We start from the raw sequence: 16,585 nt of genomic DNA, 5'->3' as shown, positions 1-16,585 counted from the left end.
CCCCAAGCCGTGCACGGCGGTTCCCATACCCGCCCTTCCCCACAACACATGGCGCGGGCCGGGGCGGGGCGAAGAGTGCCGACCGTGCGCTGCTTCCCTTCCACGGCGGCGCCGCGAACGCCGTGACCGCTCCTTCCCGCCTCTCATGTGAGATCCGCGCCAAGGTCCCGTACGGCTGTGCCGGCCGACGTCGGCCAAGGTCTGCTCCGGCGCGCCCAGGCCTCGTCACCGTCCGTGATTCCGCCCGGCTGGTCGCCGCCGGATGACGTCACCGAACCGTAAGAGCGCTGCCCCGCGCCGGGCGGACCCATCCGCTCCGCAGTCACAGCCGCTCCCGACTCACAGGAGCCGTCATGCGTGCCCGCTCTCTCTTCCCGGCCGTCCTGGCCGCGGTTCTGTTCGGCCTCACGGGGTGCGGCTCCGACGGCGGTACCGGCTCCGGCAGTGCCGCCCAGGTCGTACCGTCGAAGACGGCAGCGCAGGTTCCCCAGGCGCTGCGGTTCACCGGCACCACGGTGGACGGCAAGACGTTTGCGGGTAAGCCCGCGGTGCTGTAGTTCTGGGCCCCGTGGTGCCCCAAGTGCCGGGTCCAGGCCGCCGAGACCGCCAAGGTCGCCGCCGACTACCAGGGCAGGGCCAACGTCCTTGGCCAACGCACTTGCGAGCGTAGGCACGGGATGTCACCTCATGTGGCCGCGTAAGGATTCCTTCAGCCGGGCTGGCGTGATCGCTCCGACGTTTCCCGGCCGTCGTTCTCGACCAGTGCCACCAGCGGCATGTCGGCGGACCGGTCTGTGGATCACAGGGCTCTGGTCGGCCAGACGAGCAGGCGGGCGCCGATGGCTGTCACGGCGGTCCTGGCGACAGCCCGAGGGTGGGCTCAGTCGCCGGACGTCTGCCCCCGACGCGGCACCTGGGGCGACATCGCGGCTGCTGCCTCCGCCTTGGCATCGCTCACCGCGGCGGCGGCCTGCTTCCCGGCCTCGTCCGCAGCCGCTGCGGCGTCGAGCGAGACCGCTGAGCCCGCATCGAGCTCTGGAACCCGGCTTTCGTACGACGTGTCGTCAGCGTCGGCGGCGGCTGCTCCCTCGGGCTGCGCGGGTGTGTGCGGACCCGTCATCGGCTGGTCACCGAACGCGCGGGTGACGGTCCGCACCGCTTCGGTCAGCTCTCCCGGGATCACCCAGAAGGTGTTGTTGTCGCTGCTCGCCAGGTGCGGGAGCGTCTCCAGGTACTTGTAGGCCAGGACCTTGGGGTCGGCATTGTTGCGATGGACGGCCTGGAAGACGAGCTCCACCGCCTTGGCCTCACCGTCCGCCCGAAGAATCATGGCTTGTTGCGTGCCCTGGGCCTCCAGGATGTCCTTCTGCTTCGTGCCTTCCGCGGTCAGGATCTTGGCCTGCCGCTCCCCTTCGGCGTGCAGGATGGCCGCGCGCTTGTCACGCTCGGCCCGCATCTGCTTCTCCATCGCCTCCTTGATGGTGTGCGGTGGATCGATGGCCTTGATCTCCACACGGTTGACCCGGATGCCCCACTTGCCGGTCGCGTCGTCGAGAACGGCACGGAGCCGGGAGTTGATCTCCTCACGCGAGGTGAGCGTCTCCTCCAGGTCCATGCTGCCGATGACGTTGCGCAGCGTGGTCACGGTGAGCTGATCGATCGCCTGCAGATAGTCAGCGACCTCGTAGGCCGCCGCCCTGGGGTCCGTGATCTGGTAGTAGAGCACGGTGTCGATGTTCACCACGAGGTTGTCCTCGGTGATCACCGGCCTGGGATCGGAGGAGTAGACCTGCTCGCGCACGTCGAGTTTGGTGTTGATCCTGTCCGCCACCGGCGCGACGAAGTTCAGGCCGGGTTGCAGCGTCCGGCGATATCGGCCGAACCGCTCGATGTTGTAGCGGCGCGCCTGCGGGACGATCCGCACAGTGGAGGCCACGAGGAAGACGACGACGATGGCCGCCACAAGAGTGACGATGACAACGGGATCCACAGTGTGCCTCCGTTGCTGTGTGCTCAGCCGTTCACGGAAGGAGCTCGCGGGGGTAGACGATGGCTGTGGCGCCTTCGATTCCCATGACATCCACCAGCGCTCCGACGGGTATCACCAGGCTCTCGTCGAGGGCGCGGGCGGACCACTCCTCGCCGGAAAGTTTGATCAGGCCGCGGGTGGCGGTCACCTCCTGCATGACCTCGGCCCGCTTACCGATCAGCGCATCACTGCCCTCGCGCGTGAGGGGTTGCTGGGCCATGTGCCGCAGCGCGACAGGACGGACGATGACGAGACCCGCTGCCGCCGCTGTCCCGAACGCGACGAGCTGGCCGAGAACGCCGATGCCCACACCTGCGACGACGGCGGCGACCAACGCCGCGCCCGCCAGCAACCCGAAGGCCAGCGTCAGAGTGAAGAATTCCGCGGCACCCAGCACCCCGGCGGCGAACAGCCACACGAACCACGGCATCGGAGCGCCCTCCTTACAGGGGCCTTCTCCACCAAGCTACCTGCCATAACTCGGGCAGAACAGACACGGGTGCCGTGGGTCCTGATCGTTGAAAGGTTCACCCTGACCGGCGAGGGCAGATACAGACAGCTGCAGGCCGCGCCCGACGGTGCCGGACCAGCGGGCGCCGGGGACGTCAGGACACTGCGCGGTCGCCGTACGTCGACGGCCAGGCGGGCCTGCAAACAGGCGCTGCCGTCCAGGACGGGAGCGGGGACGGTGACCACGGGACGTATCGCCGCGGAGAGGGCCACTGGCACCAGGGCCGGGCCACGCCGTCGCCGGGATTCGCGCGGCCGACGCGGGCATCCTGGCCATCGGCGCCCGGCTGGTGGACTGGCCTGCCAAAAAACGCTACGACACCGGCCCCCACCCCGGCCGTCGGGGCCCGACGGCGGTCCTACGCCGACAGCCGCTTCTGTCCCCGCAGCTCGACGGTCAGTCGGAGCTACTCCTGTCCACAGCATGTGGACAGGAGTAGCCGATCGGCAGACGATCCTGCGTCGGCTACCTGAAATTGCCCCGCAGCTTGAGCCGACAGTACCCGCGACAACGTCATCACCAGGCTGCCTGGCCTGCCGACCATTGCCCCGGCGGCATGTCGAAGGAACGTGCCGCACAGGGCTTCAACAGGTTGGCCGAGAGCCATACTTGACCATGCGGGGACCATCCCGTGATGGCCTGGCATGGGAGAGGCAGCAATCCGGTGAGCAGCGACAGCCAGGGCGTGAGGAAGGCCGAGGTACGGCTCAAGTGGGACCCGAGTCCCTGGAACCAGCCACCTCACCATCTCGACATCATCGCCACGACCTACTCGTCGGAAGCGCCCCACGGGCGGCCGGTATACGTCGTCCACTCCGACAGCCGCTCACCGGACGGCACCATCAACATGGGCCGGCACAGCCAGACCGGTCAGGGCTTCGGCTACGTCGAAGTGATGACCCTGGAGCTCGATCGCCTCGCTCCCTCCTTCGCGCGGGTGGTCGTGGGCGTGGCGATCCACCAGAACAGCGGCCCCAAGACCTTCGGTGACATATCGGACGCCGGAGTGCTGGTTGTCGAGGGGTACACGGAGCTGCTGAAGGACGACTTCGCACAGGTCTCCGAATCCACCGCGGCAACGGTTGCGGAGTTCACCCGGCATGCCTCCGGAGTGTGGGAGTTCCACGAGACGGTCCGCGGGTTCGACAGCGACCCCGTGGGCTTCTCCGCGGAGATGGGCAGCACCCCACAGCCCTGACCGCAGACCAGCGCAGAGATATAGACATACGGCCGATCGCAGTGGTCCCCACTCGTCCCGGCGATCCTCGTCCGACTCGGGTGGCTGGTCGTAGGCGCTCCGGAGCCCTTCGATGCGCTGGTTGTTGATGGGCTGCCGTACGTACAGGCACTTCGCGTACCGAGACAGCAAGGACCTCGACGCCGTTACCGGCCCGCTGGGCGACCTGAGCCGGGTCGCCCCGCGCACAGCCAGGCGGAACAGGGCCGAGTGCCGAAGGTCGTACAGACCGTCATACAAGAATCGAGGCTAGTAGCTGTCGTAGTTGGACTCACCGTTCGGCTGGTAGACGCCGACGATGGTGCCGCCCTTCGTCGTCGAGACGCTGACCGGCTCCAGCGCGGCGGGGACCGCGCAAACGGTGGACGTACGCGCTCTCGACCGGCACGTGCCCCCTGTGATCCGGGTGACTGACACGACATCCCGCCCGCCCAGGCCGGATGCAACAATGCGGCCCTGATGCGACGAGGGCACTGGCGCACGGTAGGACGCAACCACCATTGAAACGGGGGAAAACCATGGGGCTGGCCATGTGCCCGCTGTGCAGTGAAGACGATGACATCGAGGTGGTCCGCACCCTCGATGACGGACGACGCGTCGTCAAACATCGGTGCGGCTACGCATGGGAACACGGGGCGCCCGTCGCTCCGAAGAGGATTGCGTCCCACTCCTTTGACGACCTCAAGGCCCGTTTCCCGAAACCCGAGGACATCGAGCCCAAGGTGCTGGAACGCGCGGCCCGGCTCAAGACGCAATACCTCGCCACCAGGCCGGACTTCGACCCCGGGGTAGCGGCCTACTGGGCGAAGTACCAGCAGGTCTTCTCTCCCGACGGGTTGCGGACATGCGACCCGAGGGTGCTCAAGGACTTCGCCAACTCCGAGGTAGGAGCCCGCCCCGGCAACCAGGCCACCTTCAACTCCGCCTGGAACACCATGGGCGACACCGCGGCCGGAGAGGCGACCCGCAAGACGATCGAGTACCTCCTGTACGGGCCTGACGCCGTGCCGCTCGAAGACCGGCTGCAGCAACTGCTGGACGGCACCAAGCCGTTCGCCATGACCGGCTTCAAAGAAGCCCTCCTCACAAGGGTTCTCTGCGTGATGCAGCCCGACCGGTTCCTGACGATCCTCAAGTACACGACGGAGGCGGGCGGCAAGCGCGAGATCACGCGGATGGTCTACGGCCTGGAGCTGCCGGCACCTGAGTCGGTGAACTGGACGCTCGGGCGGCTGATCCTCTGGAGCAACGACGTCCTGCGTGCCCTGGCCGGCGAAGGCTTCGCCAACCAGCAGCACGCCGCCGCGTTCCTGTGGTGGGCCAAGGATCAACCTGGCGGCTTCCTGTAAGGAGACGCACTCTCGGACATCGCTGCGGGCAGCCTGCCAAGGAGGCTCCACAAGCACTACGCCGCTTCGGCTGGGCATCGTCGGGGCGACAGGGGTGAGCGTACTGACCGAACCGACTGCCGCGACGGCTGTGGCGGTGGGTTCGAAATGAAACACGCACGGAACGCGTGAACTCGGCCTGGCCGAGGGACGGTCGGCTGATTCTGAACCCCGGTCAGACCTGGGCGAGTTCGGCGGCGCCGAAGGAGACGTCGAAGCGGTCGCACCAGATGCTGACGCTGCTGTACCGGGACAGATCGACGTCCTCGGGCACCGCATAGTTCTGGCTGCCCTTGTTGCCCTTCAGCCTGCCGAGGCTGACGTACTCCCCGTCGTCGAAGACACGCCAGCCGGCCATACCCTCCTTCACCGGCGCGTCGGTCAGCCACACGCGCAGATCCGGCCCGTTGCTGGTGTCGAGGTTCTCCAGCCGTACGACATGGGAGCCATCGACCAGCCGTACAAGTTTCACCGTGCCCGACGTCGCATGCTCATGGCTGATGAGCTCACCGCCCGCCAGCGTGTCCGGCACGGACTGCACGGAGGGTGATGCGAAGGGAGACCCGGACGGTGCCACCGTGGGAGGGGCGGACGCCTCCGCCGCGCCGGGCAGCGCCTCCTGCACCGTCTCGTCCTGCCACAGCTTCCACGGCTGGAACCAGTACAGCCCGAAGCCCGCCCCGGCCATGGCCACCACCAGCACCCCAATGATCCACGGCCTGCCCAGCACCTTCCGCACGCGTCCCATTCCCGCCTCGCCTGTCCAAGGAGCTTCCTGCCGGTCCCCATTCAACGGAACGGCGGGGCCGTTGCGTACCCCCTGGGAGATGACGGAACACTTACATCGCCGCAGCTCAGCCGAACGGTGCTGCCTGGTCGTCCGTCACGAAGAGTACGTACCGCCCGGCCTGTGCCACTTTCACCAGCGCCGGGGCGGAAGTGGAACCCGTCACTTTCTGATGCTGTAACTGACAAGCCCTGCCGCAATGATCGAGCCGACGCCGGGGACCAGGAGCTGCAGAAGTGCCTCGGGCCCCCACAGGTAGCCGAGCACGACTCCCGTCGTATTGATCGCGATCGCCAGGCTCCACATCACCGCACCTTGCGCCCGCGGCGTAATCCCCCGCTTTTTCACTGTTGCCCACATACCTTTCGCAGCGGCCTGGAGGCCGCGACTCATGACAAAGGCGGAGCCGGACACCGCCGACTCCGCCTCTGCGCCTTGACCGTGTCAGCTCGTGTGGTTGCCCACAGATCGCACGTCAGTCACGGGCGGCGGACTTCCTCTCGAAGTACCAGGCACCCGCGAGGAAGCCGGTGGACAGCCAGAACAAGGGGGCTCCGAACGCACGCCCTTCCGTAATGGTGAAGATGATGCCTATGACGACTGGCACGGCTGCGGCCAGGGCGAAGGCGGTCGCAGCGCGACGGTTCACACTCATGTGGTGTCTTTCCGGGATGGGTAGAAGGGTGGAATTGAGATGGTTGGGGAACAGGCACTGGCGCCTGGTCCCCAACCACGGTCAGCGGCCTGTGCCGAGCGACGCCGCGTCAGCAGCTGCCTCGCCAGGGATACGCGTACCGGCCGTAGGAGTACCGGGGAATCCACCACTTGGTGTAGACCGAGGCACCCGCGTTGATATGCAGGCACTGCCCGCGTGCGGCCGCATTCTGGGCCACGAACTGGATGCTCGCCAGGATGATGACGATCAAGGATCCCAGAACCAGCAGCACCGGCGCTGCCGGTGGGAAGAGAACCGACAGGATCCCGATCACCGCCCCGGCAATCGTGTAGGTCACCCAGCCGTAGGCGCCGATCCGGTACGTCCACCGCTTGTTCGCCACGATCTTGAGCGAGACACCGCCGACGCCGGTTCCCCAGTTGGGTCCCCAGTACTTGGCGGAGATACGGCCCCAGGAGTAGTAGCGGGTCTTGGACCTGCTGAACTTCCCGTCCAGGTCGACCCGGTTGACGGGATTGCCCATGCAGTACTCATAAGCGTTCGCGTTGCCCCCGTACACCGGGTCGACCGAGAGGAACCGTCCGGTCGCCGGGTTGTAGAGACGGACGCCCATCAGCATCGCCCCGCTCACGACCTCCGTGGAACGCTGGTAGCCGCCGAGCCAGGAGTAGCGGGCGTCGGCGGTGCCTTCGCGCTGGTTGCCGTACTCGTCGGCGCTGAGCGCGACGGGCGCGGCCGACGCGTCGAGCGGGAGCATCAGGCTGATGTCCCCGTGCAGGTTGGCGAGTTGCAGAACCACCGTGCTCGTCGCGCCCGTTGTGGCGGACATGCCGCCGGACAGCCCGGTGACCATACGGGCGATGCCGCCCGAGGTGTTGTCGGTGATCCAGCGCGGGCTGTCCGAGAACCCGGCGTAGTGGTTGGTCTTCGAACCGGTCTGCGCCCACGCCCCGGATGCGTTGGACTCCGTGGTCCAGCCGCGGAAGCGGCCCGCCGCGTCCAGCGTCCAGGTCTGGCGGGTGCTGCCCGCCGTCTGCTGCCGGACGAGGTCGTTCGTGTAGTACGCGATCGACGTGCCGTCGGGCATCGCCGTGGTCCGTCCGAACGCGTCGTACACGTACCCGGAGTCCACGATGCGGTTCGCACTGTCGTACGTGTGCGAGACCGTCGTGGCACCGGAGGTGGTGCAGTCGGCTCCGTTGTCGGCCGCCGCCGTGCTCAGCCCGGTGCGGTTGGTGCGCTCGTCGAAGGCGTACGCGCGCGTGGTGCACACGTTGTCGTACGTGTCCGCGACCTCGGTGAGCCGGCCGAACGCGTCGTACGTGTACGCCTGTGACTCGCCCGCGCCCGCACCGCCGGAGTGGGTGGTCCACTCCTCGCGGACCGACTCCGTGACGGTGTCGGTCAGCAGAACCGTGCCGTCCGAATCCCGGGTGTACGTCCGCTGGTTGGGCAGCCCGGCCTTTCCACCGGTCTGGGTCATGGTGTAGCCGCCGGGCAGGGTCTCCTTCACGACCGTGCCGTCCACGTCGTACTCAGCGGTGAACGTGCCCGCCACCGAGTCGGTCGTCGTGGTGGCCAGGCCGCGCGGTTCGGAGGCGTGGTCGTAGGCGTACGTCACTGTCGACGGCACCGAGTCGGAGACCTTCACCGGCCGGTCGAAGGCGTCGTACTCGGTGGTGGTGACACCCTCGTCCGCGTCCGTGTAGGAGATGAGGCGGCCGAGTGCGTCGTACGCCTGGTAGATCGTGCCTCCGTCTGCCGACGTCACGACGGTGATCTGACCGTTCGATGTGTCGTAGGACAACGACGAACCCGTCACCGCGGTGCCGAGGCCGCCGTCGATCTGGCTGCTCTTGATACGGCCGGCGGAGTCGTGGCTCACCGTGGTGACACGGGTCTCGCTGCCCGAGGTGTCGGTCTTCTCCGTCACCAGTCCGTAGAAGCCGTACTCGGTGGCCGAGTCCACCACTTGGGCGGGGTTGCCGCCGCCGCCCGTGATGTCGCCCGCCGGGCCGGTCCAGCACTCCAGGCCGACCCACTCGGGGCGTCCCTCGCACCAGCCGTCGCCTGTGGCGGACCAGTACACGGTGACGCGCGAGGTCGCGTCCTCGCCGGTGCCGCCCGGGGGGACAACCGCCGTGACACGGCCCTGCGCGTCGTACTCCGTGCTGGTGTTCAGGCCGAGGCCGCCCGGGTCCTCGATGGAGAGCGTGGGCAGGCCCTTTGCCCAGTCGTACTGGGTTTCCGTGAGCCTCTTCTCACTCATGATCGAGTAGTAGCCGCGGACGCGGGCCCCGGAGATCGCCAGCGTGAGCTGGCTCCTGACGGTGGCGCTGCCGTCGGTGGGACGGCCTTCGTCGTATTCGTTGACGGTCCACGGCTGGGCCGCGACCGACGTGCCCGCAGGGATCAGGACAGTGTCGCCGTCCTTGAAGTCCTCGGTGAGGTCGACCCTGCGCAGCGGCTCGAACTGCTCCAGCAGACGGGTGCCGTTGTCGTTGTAGTTCGACGTGGTGGAGAGCAGACGAGCCCTCCCGGCGACACTCAGCGCACGGATGCCGAGGTCGTCGAGACGTGCCTTGTCCTCGTCGGTGGTGCCGAGGGCGAGGGCATGGCTGCCTACCGAGAGCCCGCGCACGACATGGCCGTACTTGTCCGATTCGGTCGTGGTGACCCCGCCGGTCTCGTCGATGGTGTTGACCTCGTCGCCCGAGGCGTCAAGGTAGTGGAGGACAGCACGGTCGTAACCGCTTGCCGTCAGCTCGACACCCTTGTGGGACGCGGGAGTCGAGTCGGCCGGGAAGACGGCGGTCGCGTCGGTCGGGTAGTCGAGCTGGCCCCAGTTCTTCACCGCCGAGGCGTTCATCGCGTGCGGCGCGGTGGCCCCGGACAGCGGGACGTCGTACACGACCGAGGTGACCGCCTGCCCGTCCGTCTCCGTCGCGCTGCCCTGCTCCAGGGTGGCGCGGGTGACGGTGGTGAGCATGCCGTCCCCGCCGGCGGTGCCACCCGCGTTGCCGTAGCCCAGGGTCCAGGGCAGTTCGCCGGGCGGGGTGAGGCTGGTGATCCGGCCGGCGGAGTCGTAGGCGTACGACGTCTTCAGGGCGGGGGTGATCAGGGGATTCCAGGCTTCTCGCAGCCGGCCCGAGGTGTCGTACGCGTACGACTGGATGGTGCGGGCGGTGGCCGCGGTGTCGCCGGTCTCGGTGGACCAGAGGGTGAGGCCCTTGGCCCGGCCCGCGTAGTCGCCGAAGGCGCTGCCGGTGGCGGAGGTGGTGTCCGCGTACGCGAACTCCAGTACCCGGCAGCCGCGCGTCGACGGTGCCGTGGCACAGGTGCTGGTTTCTATGGCGCCTCCTGCAGCCACCAGCAGTTTCGGACGGGCGAGGACCTTGCCGTCGACGGTGACCGCTTCGAAGGCGATGTCCGTGGTGGAGTTCTCGACGCCGCTCAGGCCCGAGGAGGTGATCTGCCACGTCTCGGCTCCCGCCGCGACCTTGGCAAATGTGGACACGGCACCGTCGGTGTCGGTCAGCGTGAACCCGTCGGTGAACGTCCCGGTCAGGGTCAGGGTCAGGGACTCGCCGCCCGGCTCGGGCACCCAGCCGTCGGCGTCGTCCACCTTGGCGGTGAAGTAGACGCTGGAGCCGTCGTCCATGACGACGTCGAGGGAGGTGTCGGAGGTCCTGCGGATATGGGTGTACCCGGCGGACGTGACCTCGGCGACGACACCCGACGTCCACTCCTCCCCGAAGATCGCCACCTGCCCTTCCTGGGCGCCGGCGGTGGGCTGCCGGGACTTGGCCGTACGGGAGGCGGAGAGGCCGAAGTGACTCTCCTCCGTACCGGTGAGCGTGAAGTCCCCGGTGAGCAGGTTGAGATGGCCGGGGCCGACCTCAGTAGCGGCGGCGGAATCAGCGTTGCGATCCACCACGGCGCCGATGGAAGCGGTGCTCGCCGCAGCGTCCGCCGGGCCGGTGAAGTCGGCCTTGAGCTGTATGGAACCGTCCGGGTCGACGGTGTCCGTGGCCGCCCAGACAGCCGCCTCGTTGGTGCCGGCGGTCAATGGCAGCGGCCAGGCGGACAGCGCCTCGCCGCCCACCGTCACGGCGGAGACGGGCACTTCGGCCCAGTCGTCCTCCGCCGAGCGCCGCCACAGGAAGGTCACGGAGTCGTACACCGAAGCGTCTGCTTCGGCGACCAGGGACAGCCTGCGGGCCGTGCGGGTCCCGTCGTCCGGGGAGGAGAAACCACCGGGGCCCGCGTGGAAGGTGTACTCGACCGCCTCGGAACGATGGTCGGCCGCGTCCACGCTGCGCACCTGGAGCGTCTGGGTGCCGTCCTCCGGCGGAGTGACGCTGATGCCGACCGGCTCGGCTCCGTCAGCGTCCTTCTTCGTCCACTCGACGCCGTCGAGCGACCACTCGAACCAGCGGTGGTCGGAGCCGGACGGCGGTGTGACGGTGAAGGTGCCCGCCTGGCCCGCGCCCTTGACCCAGTCACCGCTCGGGTAGTCGGTGGAGGTCACACCGGCCGGGGCGGACGGAGCGGTGGCGTCCACGGTGAACGTGGTCCACGCGGACCAGTCGGTGTTGTAGTGCGTGCCGTCGTAGGGCGAGGTGCGGAACTTGTACGTCCCGCCGTCACTCAGCACACCCGTGGGCACGGTCACCGGGGCGGGCTGCCCGGACGGGACGTACTCCGACACGAGGATGTCACCGACCTGCGTGTCGGTGGCCGCGTCGCGGATCTGGAACGCGCCGGTGACCTTGTCGCCGTCGGTGTCGGTGAAGGTGTCCTGGAGGGTCGGGGTGGTGCTGTCGACCGTCCAGGCGCCGTTCTCCACGAAGTACGGCGGACCTGCCTGCGGGGCGGTGCCGGTCTTCGGACGGTAGTTGTACGTGACCGTCAGCTTGGGCGGATTGGCCGCGGCGTTCGCCGAGTTGACCCGCTTCCAGGAGTAGAAAGTGCTCTCCTCGGAGGCCCTGATGCCCATGTGCGAGGTGGCGTTCTTCGCCGAGGCCCACACCTGCGTCAGGTCGGTGACGTCGGCGTTGATCCAGCCGTCGGCCGTGCAGGCGGAGTTGCCCTTGGTCTCGGTCGACGTGGCGTACAGGTCCTCCCAGGTGGGCTGGGCGCTGCCGGCCCAGCGGGACGACGTCGACGCGGCCGTGGTCGACCAGACCTGCCAGGGGTAGGCGGCGCAGTCGGTGTTGCCCGAGTGGAAGTTGTACAGGCTCAGCGTCGCGCTGGAGACCAGGGCGTCGGAGATCGGCTTGGTGTTCCAGGTGATGAACGAACGTGCCGTACGGGGCGTGCCGTCGGCGTTCGTCGTGCCCGGGTTGCCGAAGTCCAGCTCCGTGTCGGCCGACCAGTCGACGGTCTCGCCCTGCTGGACGTAGGTGTCGAAGACGTTGCCCAGGGACGAGGTCGACGGGTCGACCGTCACCGGGAATTTGGTGTCCTTGTCGGCCAGGAAGGCGGCGTCCGGGGTGACGACGAGGTCGACTCCGTCCCCGTTCTTCACGACCTTCAGGTCGACGGGCGCCCTACGGGTGTGCTCGCCGGACACCTTGTCGACGGTCGCGTCCCACATCACCGGGGCGGGCATGACAGCGTGCTTCTTCTTGCCCGACTTCTTGTCGGTGAAGAGCAGACTGCCGTCCTTCAGCTGCTTGACCTTCAGCCCCTTGACATCCAGGGGCAGGGTGTAGGAGTAAGCGCCGGTCGCGGGCCGCTCGCCGATCTCCACGTACTGCTCGAACCCCGTACGGGTCGACTCGATCACGAGGTCCGCGTCGGGAACGGCGTTCCCGTAGCGGGCCGTCGTGCCGTCGAGCTTCGGCTTCGACAGCCCGCCCTTCCACTGGAGAGTGATCTGCTGGTCGCCGGAGCCGAGTGTGACCAGGTCGCGTGCCTTGGCGTCCTCCGCCGCCGCCAGGGACTTCACGACCGTGCCACCCTTGCCCGCGAGTTCGAGCCCGCTCGGGTGTGCCTTCGCGGCGACCGAGCCGTCTTCGCGCTCGGCCAGCGCCACGTCCACGTCGACCCACGCGCCGTCGCGTTCGAAGCGTATGGGGCCTGCGGCGAGCTCCGTCGTCAGGGAGCCGTCCTTGTTGGCCCAGGTCGTCGACGTCTCGGTGCGTTCACTGAGCGCCTCGACACGGTGACCGTACAGACGGGCCGTGACACGCGCCGAGGCGATGTCGGCAGCCTCCTTCGGGCCCTTCGTGTCCTTCGCCGCCGTGGTTTTCGCGGCTTCCGACTGCGCGGGCAGCGCCATGGCCTGCCCCGTACCGCCGATGACAAGGGCCGTCTCGGCAGTGAGTGCGGCGACGATGGCCAGCGCTATTCGGGACCGGGCGCCGGCCCTACAGCCACCGCCCTGCCGGTTCCCGCGTGTGCGGGTGGGTCTCCAGTGCAAGGAAATCGGCTCCTAACAGGCATGTTGCAGAGTGCTACGCCTGTAGAGTCCCGTCCCCTCTCGTGACGCGGAAGTGAGATTTTCACGAGTCACCTGTGGAGCATCCGTGCACGGCCTGCCTCCTGATTCGCCGGTGCCCTGTGTCTTCGCCATGACAACATTGGCCTGCTGCGGGAGGGTGCGATGTGGCGGTCGGGGGAGATGTGGTCCAGAAGACTATTGGGGTCAGGTTCAGGCACGCGCGCGTGGGCGTGAACACCAGGGCATCGGAAGTGGACAGAGAGCAACTGGCCCAGCACCTGTGCCTGGTGGCACTCGCCGCGGCCACAGGAGTCGTCTTCCTGCGCGTGACACGGGAACTGCACGGCAAGCAAGCTGAACTCGGCGTGCTCGCCGCCAGCTGGCTGCTGGCCGGACTGCTCTTAGCCACTCTGCTCGGGCAACACACGGGGAAACGTTCCCGCAACCATAGATCAGCCCTGCTCGCGGGCCAGATCTTCCTCACCTATGTGCCCCTGCTGATCTTCGACGAGGTCTGGCTCAGCATGCTCGGACTGCTCGCCGGTGTCGTGCTCGTGGCGCTGCCGCGGCCCGGCGGACTGATGGGTGCGGCTCTCATCACCGCGACCGGCCCCCTGACAATCTTCGCCCTGCCGGTCAGCAACCACACGGCATTCGAATGCGGCGCCCGAACCGTCGTGGTCGGGCTGGTGGTGTACGGAATCGTGCGGCTGTCCTCGGTCGCGGCACAGGCACACGTCCTCCGCGGACAGTCCGCCCGGCTCGCCGTGCACCGTGAACGGATACGGATGGCCCGGGACCTGCATGATCTGCTCGGATCGACGCTCTCGGCCATCACGATCAGGAGCGAGGCCGCAGCACTCAGCCCGGGCGACCCGGTCGCGAACCGCAGGGAGTTCCTCCAGATCGCCGAACTGGCCCGACAGTCCCTGAACGAAGTACGCAGCATGGTGCGCGACCAGGTTTCCCTCTCCCTGTCCCACGAGCTGGAAGCCGCTCGTATGGCGCTGGATGCGGCGGCGGTCCAGGTGCGGATCAGCCGGGAAGGGCCGAACCTGCCGACGGCGGCGGAGAACTGCCTGGGCACGGTCCTGCGCGAGGCCGTAACGAACGTACTGCGGCACAGCCAGGCACGGACGTGTTCCATCGCGGTCCGGTGCGTGGACGGCACAGCCGAACTCTCCGTCGAGAACGACCGTGCGGACGTCCGCGACCGATCGTACGGCGGTGGCGGCCTGGAGAATCTGGCCACCCGTGTCACGGCGATGGGCGGAACGCTGCACTCCTCGGGATACGCCCCGGACGGTTTCCGACTGGTCGCCGTGCTGCCGCTCGCGGCAGCGACTCACCGAGGCCCGGAGGCATTCGAGCCGGTCCCTGCCGCACCCTGAACAGAGTTGTCACGACAAGCGTCAGATCCAGCCGTTCCGTTCGGCGATGCGTACGGCGTCCACCATCGTCCGGGCGCTCAGCTTGCTCATCACATCCGACAGGCGGTTGCGCACCGTGCCCACGCTGAGCGACAACAGGACAGCGATCTCGCGGGCGTCCAGCCCGTCGGCTGTCGCCCGCAGGATCTCCGCTTCCCGTTCGGTCAGCGGGCACTCCCCCAGTGCCCAGAAGTCGTCCGCGAGTTCGGCGTCGATCGCACGACCGCCGGCGGCGACCGTGCGCACACCCTCCAGGAGCCGTTCGGGGGTGGTGGTCTTCAACAGGAACCCGGGGATGCCCTCGTCCAGTGCCCGACGCAGATACCCCGGCCGGTCCATGCCTGTCAGCAACAGCGGTCGGCAGGCGGGAACATGCTCGCGCAGCAGGGCAGCGGCTGCGAGACCGTCGAGTCCCGGCATGCCTATGTCGAGCACGGCGACGTCCGGGGTGTACCGCAGCGCCGCGGGCAGGACCGCGTCCCCGGTGCTCACCTGTGCGACGACATCGACGTCGAAGGCGTCGCCGAGCAGGGCAACCAGCCCGGCCCGCACGACGTGGAGGTCCTCCGCCACCAATACCTTGATCATGTTCGCAGCATGAGGCAACGTGCGGCCGGCGTACAAGGCCACCGCAGCGCCAGTCGAAGACGGCCCGGAGTGTGCGGCCACCAGCTGATCGCGTCGGGGCGAGGATTGCCACGCACTTCACATGACAAGTCCTTGGATCCGCCTCGGCGATCCGGGCGATCATGTTGTCACGGATGTCCGTCCGCCGTGACCCTTGGGCTGGATCAGGCCGGAGAAGTAAGCATCTGACACACGTGTGCTCATGGATGCATGGCGATCCGAAGGCACGTGCGCAGGTACTGATGGACACCTTCCGCTTCTCGAAGTGGGAGAGGAAGGCGTCCCACTCCTCCTCTGTCGGGATGCGGTACTCCTCAGGGCGGTGCATCCGGACTTCCGGCTGCTCAAGTAGGTCGGACCGGGAAGACCGCGATTCGCTGTCGGCCGTGCGGGGTCTCTGCTGCTCGAGCGCCCTCAGAGTCGTCAACGGCCCCTGTTTCGGTCGCAGTTGACAGGGGAGGAAGGTTGCAGGGTGGGACGTGAGGAGGGGGTCCGGTGCAGAACGTGCCTCTCGACACGCCTGAGGAGACGGGTTTCCTGTCATTCAAAGTGGGGGCGTGCGCATGAAGTGGCGTCGTTCGGCGAAGTCTGGTGCGTCCTCCGACGGTCCGGCCCCGGACCCGGGCCGAGATCCGGACTCGGGCGCTGCGACCGGGGACCTTCAGCTACGGGTGGCGGAGTTGTTCTCGGAGGCGCAGGGGCTGATGGTCGGTGGGCTGTCGGCAGATGCGGCGCCGCTCCAACAGGAGGCCCGGAGGCTGATGTACGTGCTGGTCGGGCGGGACCCCGGCGACAGGGAAGCCAAGCGGATGCTCGGCAGCGTGCTGTACGGACTGGGCTCGACACTGGTCAGCGCGCAGCAGCCGGACGAGTCTCTCGCGGCGCTCACGGAGTGCGCCGACGTCTACGGGGAGCTCCGCGAGCTGGGCGAACCCGGCATGCCACCCCTCATTGCCGATGTCCACGTCCGCAAGGCGCTGGTCCTGGCGGAGCTGGGGCGCGGAGTCTCCGCCGTCATCGAGGCGGACCAGGCGGTCATGACGTATCTGGACCTCGGCGCGGACAGAGGCGACTCACCCCTGTTCCTGGACCTTGCCCGGGTGCTCAGCCTGAACGCGAGCGTCCTGTACGACTACGGCGACCACGACCTCGCGGTCTGTTCGGCGGACTGGGCGGTCCGCTTCTACCTTTCCAAGGCCGAAGCGATCAACGACGCCCCACTGGCGGAATCCTTCATGCACGGACGGTACCTGCGGGGCTCCGCCGCAATAGCCGCGCGGGTGCACACCCGACAGGGCCGGCCCGAGATCGCCCTCGCCGTGGGGGCGACAGAGGTGCACAGCGCGAGGGCGATGGCCCGGACGAACGCCCCCGCAGATCTCGCGCACCTGGTGACCGCGCTCGTCCACCACGGACTGAATCTCCGCGAAGCGGGTCGCAGCACTGAATCTC

Annotated in this window: 11 protein-coding genes and 2 pseudogenes; 5 read left to right on the top strand and 8 right to left on the bottom strand. The window is 68.0% G+C overall.

The genetic code is table 11. From position 1 onward, the window contains the following. Positions 1 to 353 precede the first annotated feature (353 nt). Together OG787_RS32150 and OG787_RS32145 are read left to right on the top strand one after the other, a co-directional pair. On the top strand, positions 354 to 557 hold the full coding sequence (locus tag OG787_RS32150; RefSeq protein ID WP_405537445.1) for a hypothetical protein: 204 nt from the start codon (positions 354 to 356) through the stop codon (positions 555 to 557). A gap of 12 nt (positions 558 to 569) precedes the next feature. Then, positions 570 to 701, top strand: a pseudogene (locus OG787_RS32145) (hypothetical protein); the annotation flags it as partial. 179 nt (positions 702 to 880) lie between these two features. Here OG787_RS32145 and OG787_RS32140 read toward each other — a convergent pair. Both OG787_RS32140 and OG787_RS32135 read right to left on the bottom strand, forming a co-directional pair. After that, positions 881 to 1,990, bottom strand: coding sequence for an SPFH domain-containing protein (locus OG787_RS32140; RefSeq protein WP_235478622.1), 1,110 nt, complete (start codon positions 1,988 to 1,990; stop codon positions 881 to 883). 31 nt (positions 1,991 to 2,021) lie between these two features. Beyond that, positions 2,022 to 2,459, bottom strand: coding sequence for an NfeD family protein (locus tag OG787_RS32135; protein ID WP_235478621.1), 438 nt, complete (start codon positions 2,457 to 2,459; stop codon positions 2,022 to 2,024). A gap of 715 nt (positions 2,460 to 3,174) precedes the next feature. On the opposite strand from OG787_RS32135, the gene OG787_RS32130 reads away from it, so the two are divergent. Then, on the top strand, positions 3,175 to 3,738 hold the full coding sequence (locus OG787_RS32130; protein WP_405537442.1) for a TerD family protein: 564 nt from the start codon (positions 3,175 to 3,177) through the stop codon (positions 3,736 to 3,738). Positions 3,739 to 4,026: 288 nt separating this feature from the next. Here OG787_RS32130 and OG787_RS32125 read toward each other — a convergent pair. Continuing rightward, positions 4,027 to 4,131, bottom strand: a pseudogene (locus OG787_RS32125) (dihydrofolate reductase); the annotation flags it as partial. 164 nt (positions 4,132 to 4,295) lie between these two features. Between OG787_RS32125 and OG787_RS32120 the strand changes: the two are divergent. After that, positions 4,296 to 5,126, top strand: coding sequence for a hypothetical protein (locus OG787_RS32120; protein WP_405537441.1), 831 nt, complete (start codon positions 4,296 to 4,298; stop codon positions 5,124 to 5,126). A gap of 214 nt (positions 5,127 to 5,340) precedes the next feature. Here OG787_RS32120 and OG787_RS32115 read toward each other — a convergent pair whose 3' ends face one another. The 4 genes from OG787_RS32115 to OG787_RS32100 all read right to left on the bottom strand — a co-directional run bounded on the left by OG787_RS32115 (position 5,341) and on the right by OG787_RS32100 (position 12,914). Next, entirely contained in the window at positions 5,341 to 5,913 is a 573-nt protein-coding gene (locus tag OG787_RS32115; protein WP_405537440.1) for a DM13 domain-containing protein, read from the bottom strand. A gap of 201 nt (positions 5,914 to 6,114) precedes the next feature. After that, positions 6,115 to 6,366: a hypothetical protein gene (locus OG787_RS32110; protein WP_405537439.1), complete on the bottom strand. Its 252-nt coding sequence runs from the start codon at positions 6,364 to 6,366 to the stop codon at positions 6,115 to 6,117. Positions 6,367 to 6,427: 61 nt separating this feature from the next. After that, the gene (locus OG787_RS32105; protein WP_405537438.1) at positions 6,428 to 6,607 is read right to left on the bottom strand and encodes a hypothetical protein; all 180 of its coding nucleotides are present in this window, start codon (positions 6,605 to 6,607) and stop codon (positions 6,428 to 6,430) included. Between the two features lie 109 nt (positions 6,608 to 6,716). Beyond that, on the bottom strand, positions 6,717 to 12,914 hold the full coding sequence (locus OG787_RS32100; protein WP_405540653.1) for a DNRLRE domain-containing protein: 6,198 nt from the start codon (positions 12,912 to 12,914) through the stop codon (positions 6,717 to 6,719). Positions 12,915 to 13,327: 413 nt separating this feature from the next. Between OG787_RS32100 and OG787_RS32095 the strand changes: the two genes are divergently transcribed. Beyond that, a complete protein-coding gene (locus tag OG787_RS32095) occupies positions 13,328 to 14,467 on the top strand; it encodes a sensor histidine kinase (RefSeq protein WP_405537437.1) in 1,140 nt (379 codons plus the stop codon). A gap of 21 nt (positions 14,468 to 14,488) precedes the next feature. Here OG787_RS32095 and OG787_RS32090 read toward each other — a convergent pair whose 3' ends face one another. Then, complete coding sequence (locus OG787_RS32090; protein WP_235478613.1) at positions 14,489 to 15,094, bottom strand: DNA-binding response regulator; 606 nt, start codon at positions 15,092 to 15,094, stop codon at positions 14,489 to 14,491. Between the last annotated feature and the right edge of the window lie 1,491 nt (positions 15,095 to 16,585).

It is taken from the genome of Streptomyces sp. NBC_00075, from assembly GCF_045041225.1.
GTDB classification, from domain to species: domain Bacteria; phylum Actinomycetota; class Actinomycetes; order Streptomycetales; family Streptomycetaceae; genus Streptomyces; species Streptomyces adonidis.
This window is presented reverse-complemented; position numbering and strand designations above follow the sequence as displayed.

Coding starts and splice junctions, on each gene's coding strand:
- OG787_RS32150 (WP_405537445.1), top strand. CDS start 354: ATGCGTGCCCGCTCTCTCTTCCCGGCCGTCCTGGCCGCGGTTCTGTTC.
- OG787_RS32135 (WP_235478621.1), bottom strand. CDS start 2,459: ATGCCGTGGTTCGTGTGGCTGTTCGCCGCCGGGGTGCTGGGTGCCGCG.
- OG787_RS32130 (WP_405537442.1), top strand. CDS start 3,175: ATGGCCTGGCATGGGAGAGGCAGCAATCCGGTGAGCAGCGACAGCCAG.
- OG787_RS32120 (WP_405537441.1), top strand. CDS start 4,296: ATGGGGCTGGCCATGTGCCCGCTGTGCAGTGAAGACGATGACATCGAG.
- OG787_RS32115 (WP_405537440.1), bottom strand. CDS start 5,913: ATGGGACGCGTGCGGAAGGTGCTGGGCAGGCCGTGGATCATTGGGGTG.
- OG787_RS32105 (WP_405537438.1), bottom strand. CDS start 6,607: ATGAGTGTGAACCGTCGCGCTGCGACCGCCTTCGCCCTGGCCGCAGCC.
- OG787_RS32100 (WP_405540653.1), bottom strand. CDS start 12,914: ATGGCGCTGCCCGCGCAGTCGGAAGCCGCGAAAACCACGGCGGCGAAG.
- OG787_RS32090 (WP_235478613.1), bottom strand. CDS start 15,094: ATGATCAAGGTATTGGTGGCGGAGGACCTCCACGTCGTGCGGGCCGGG.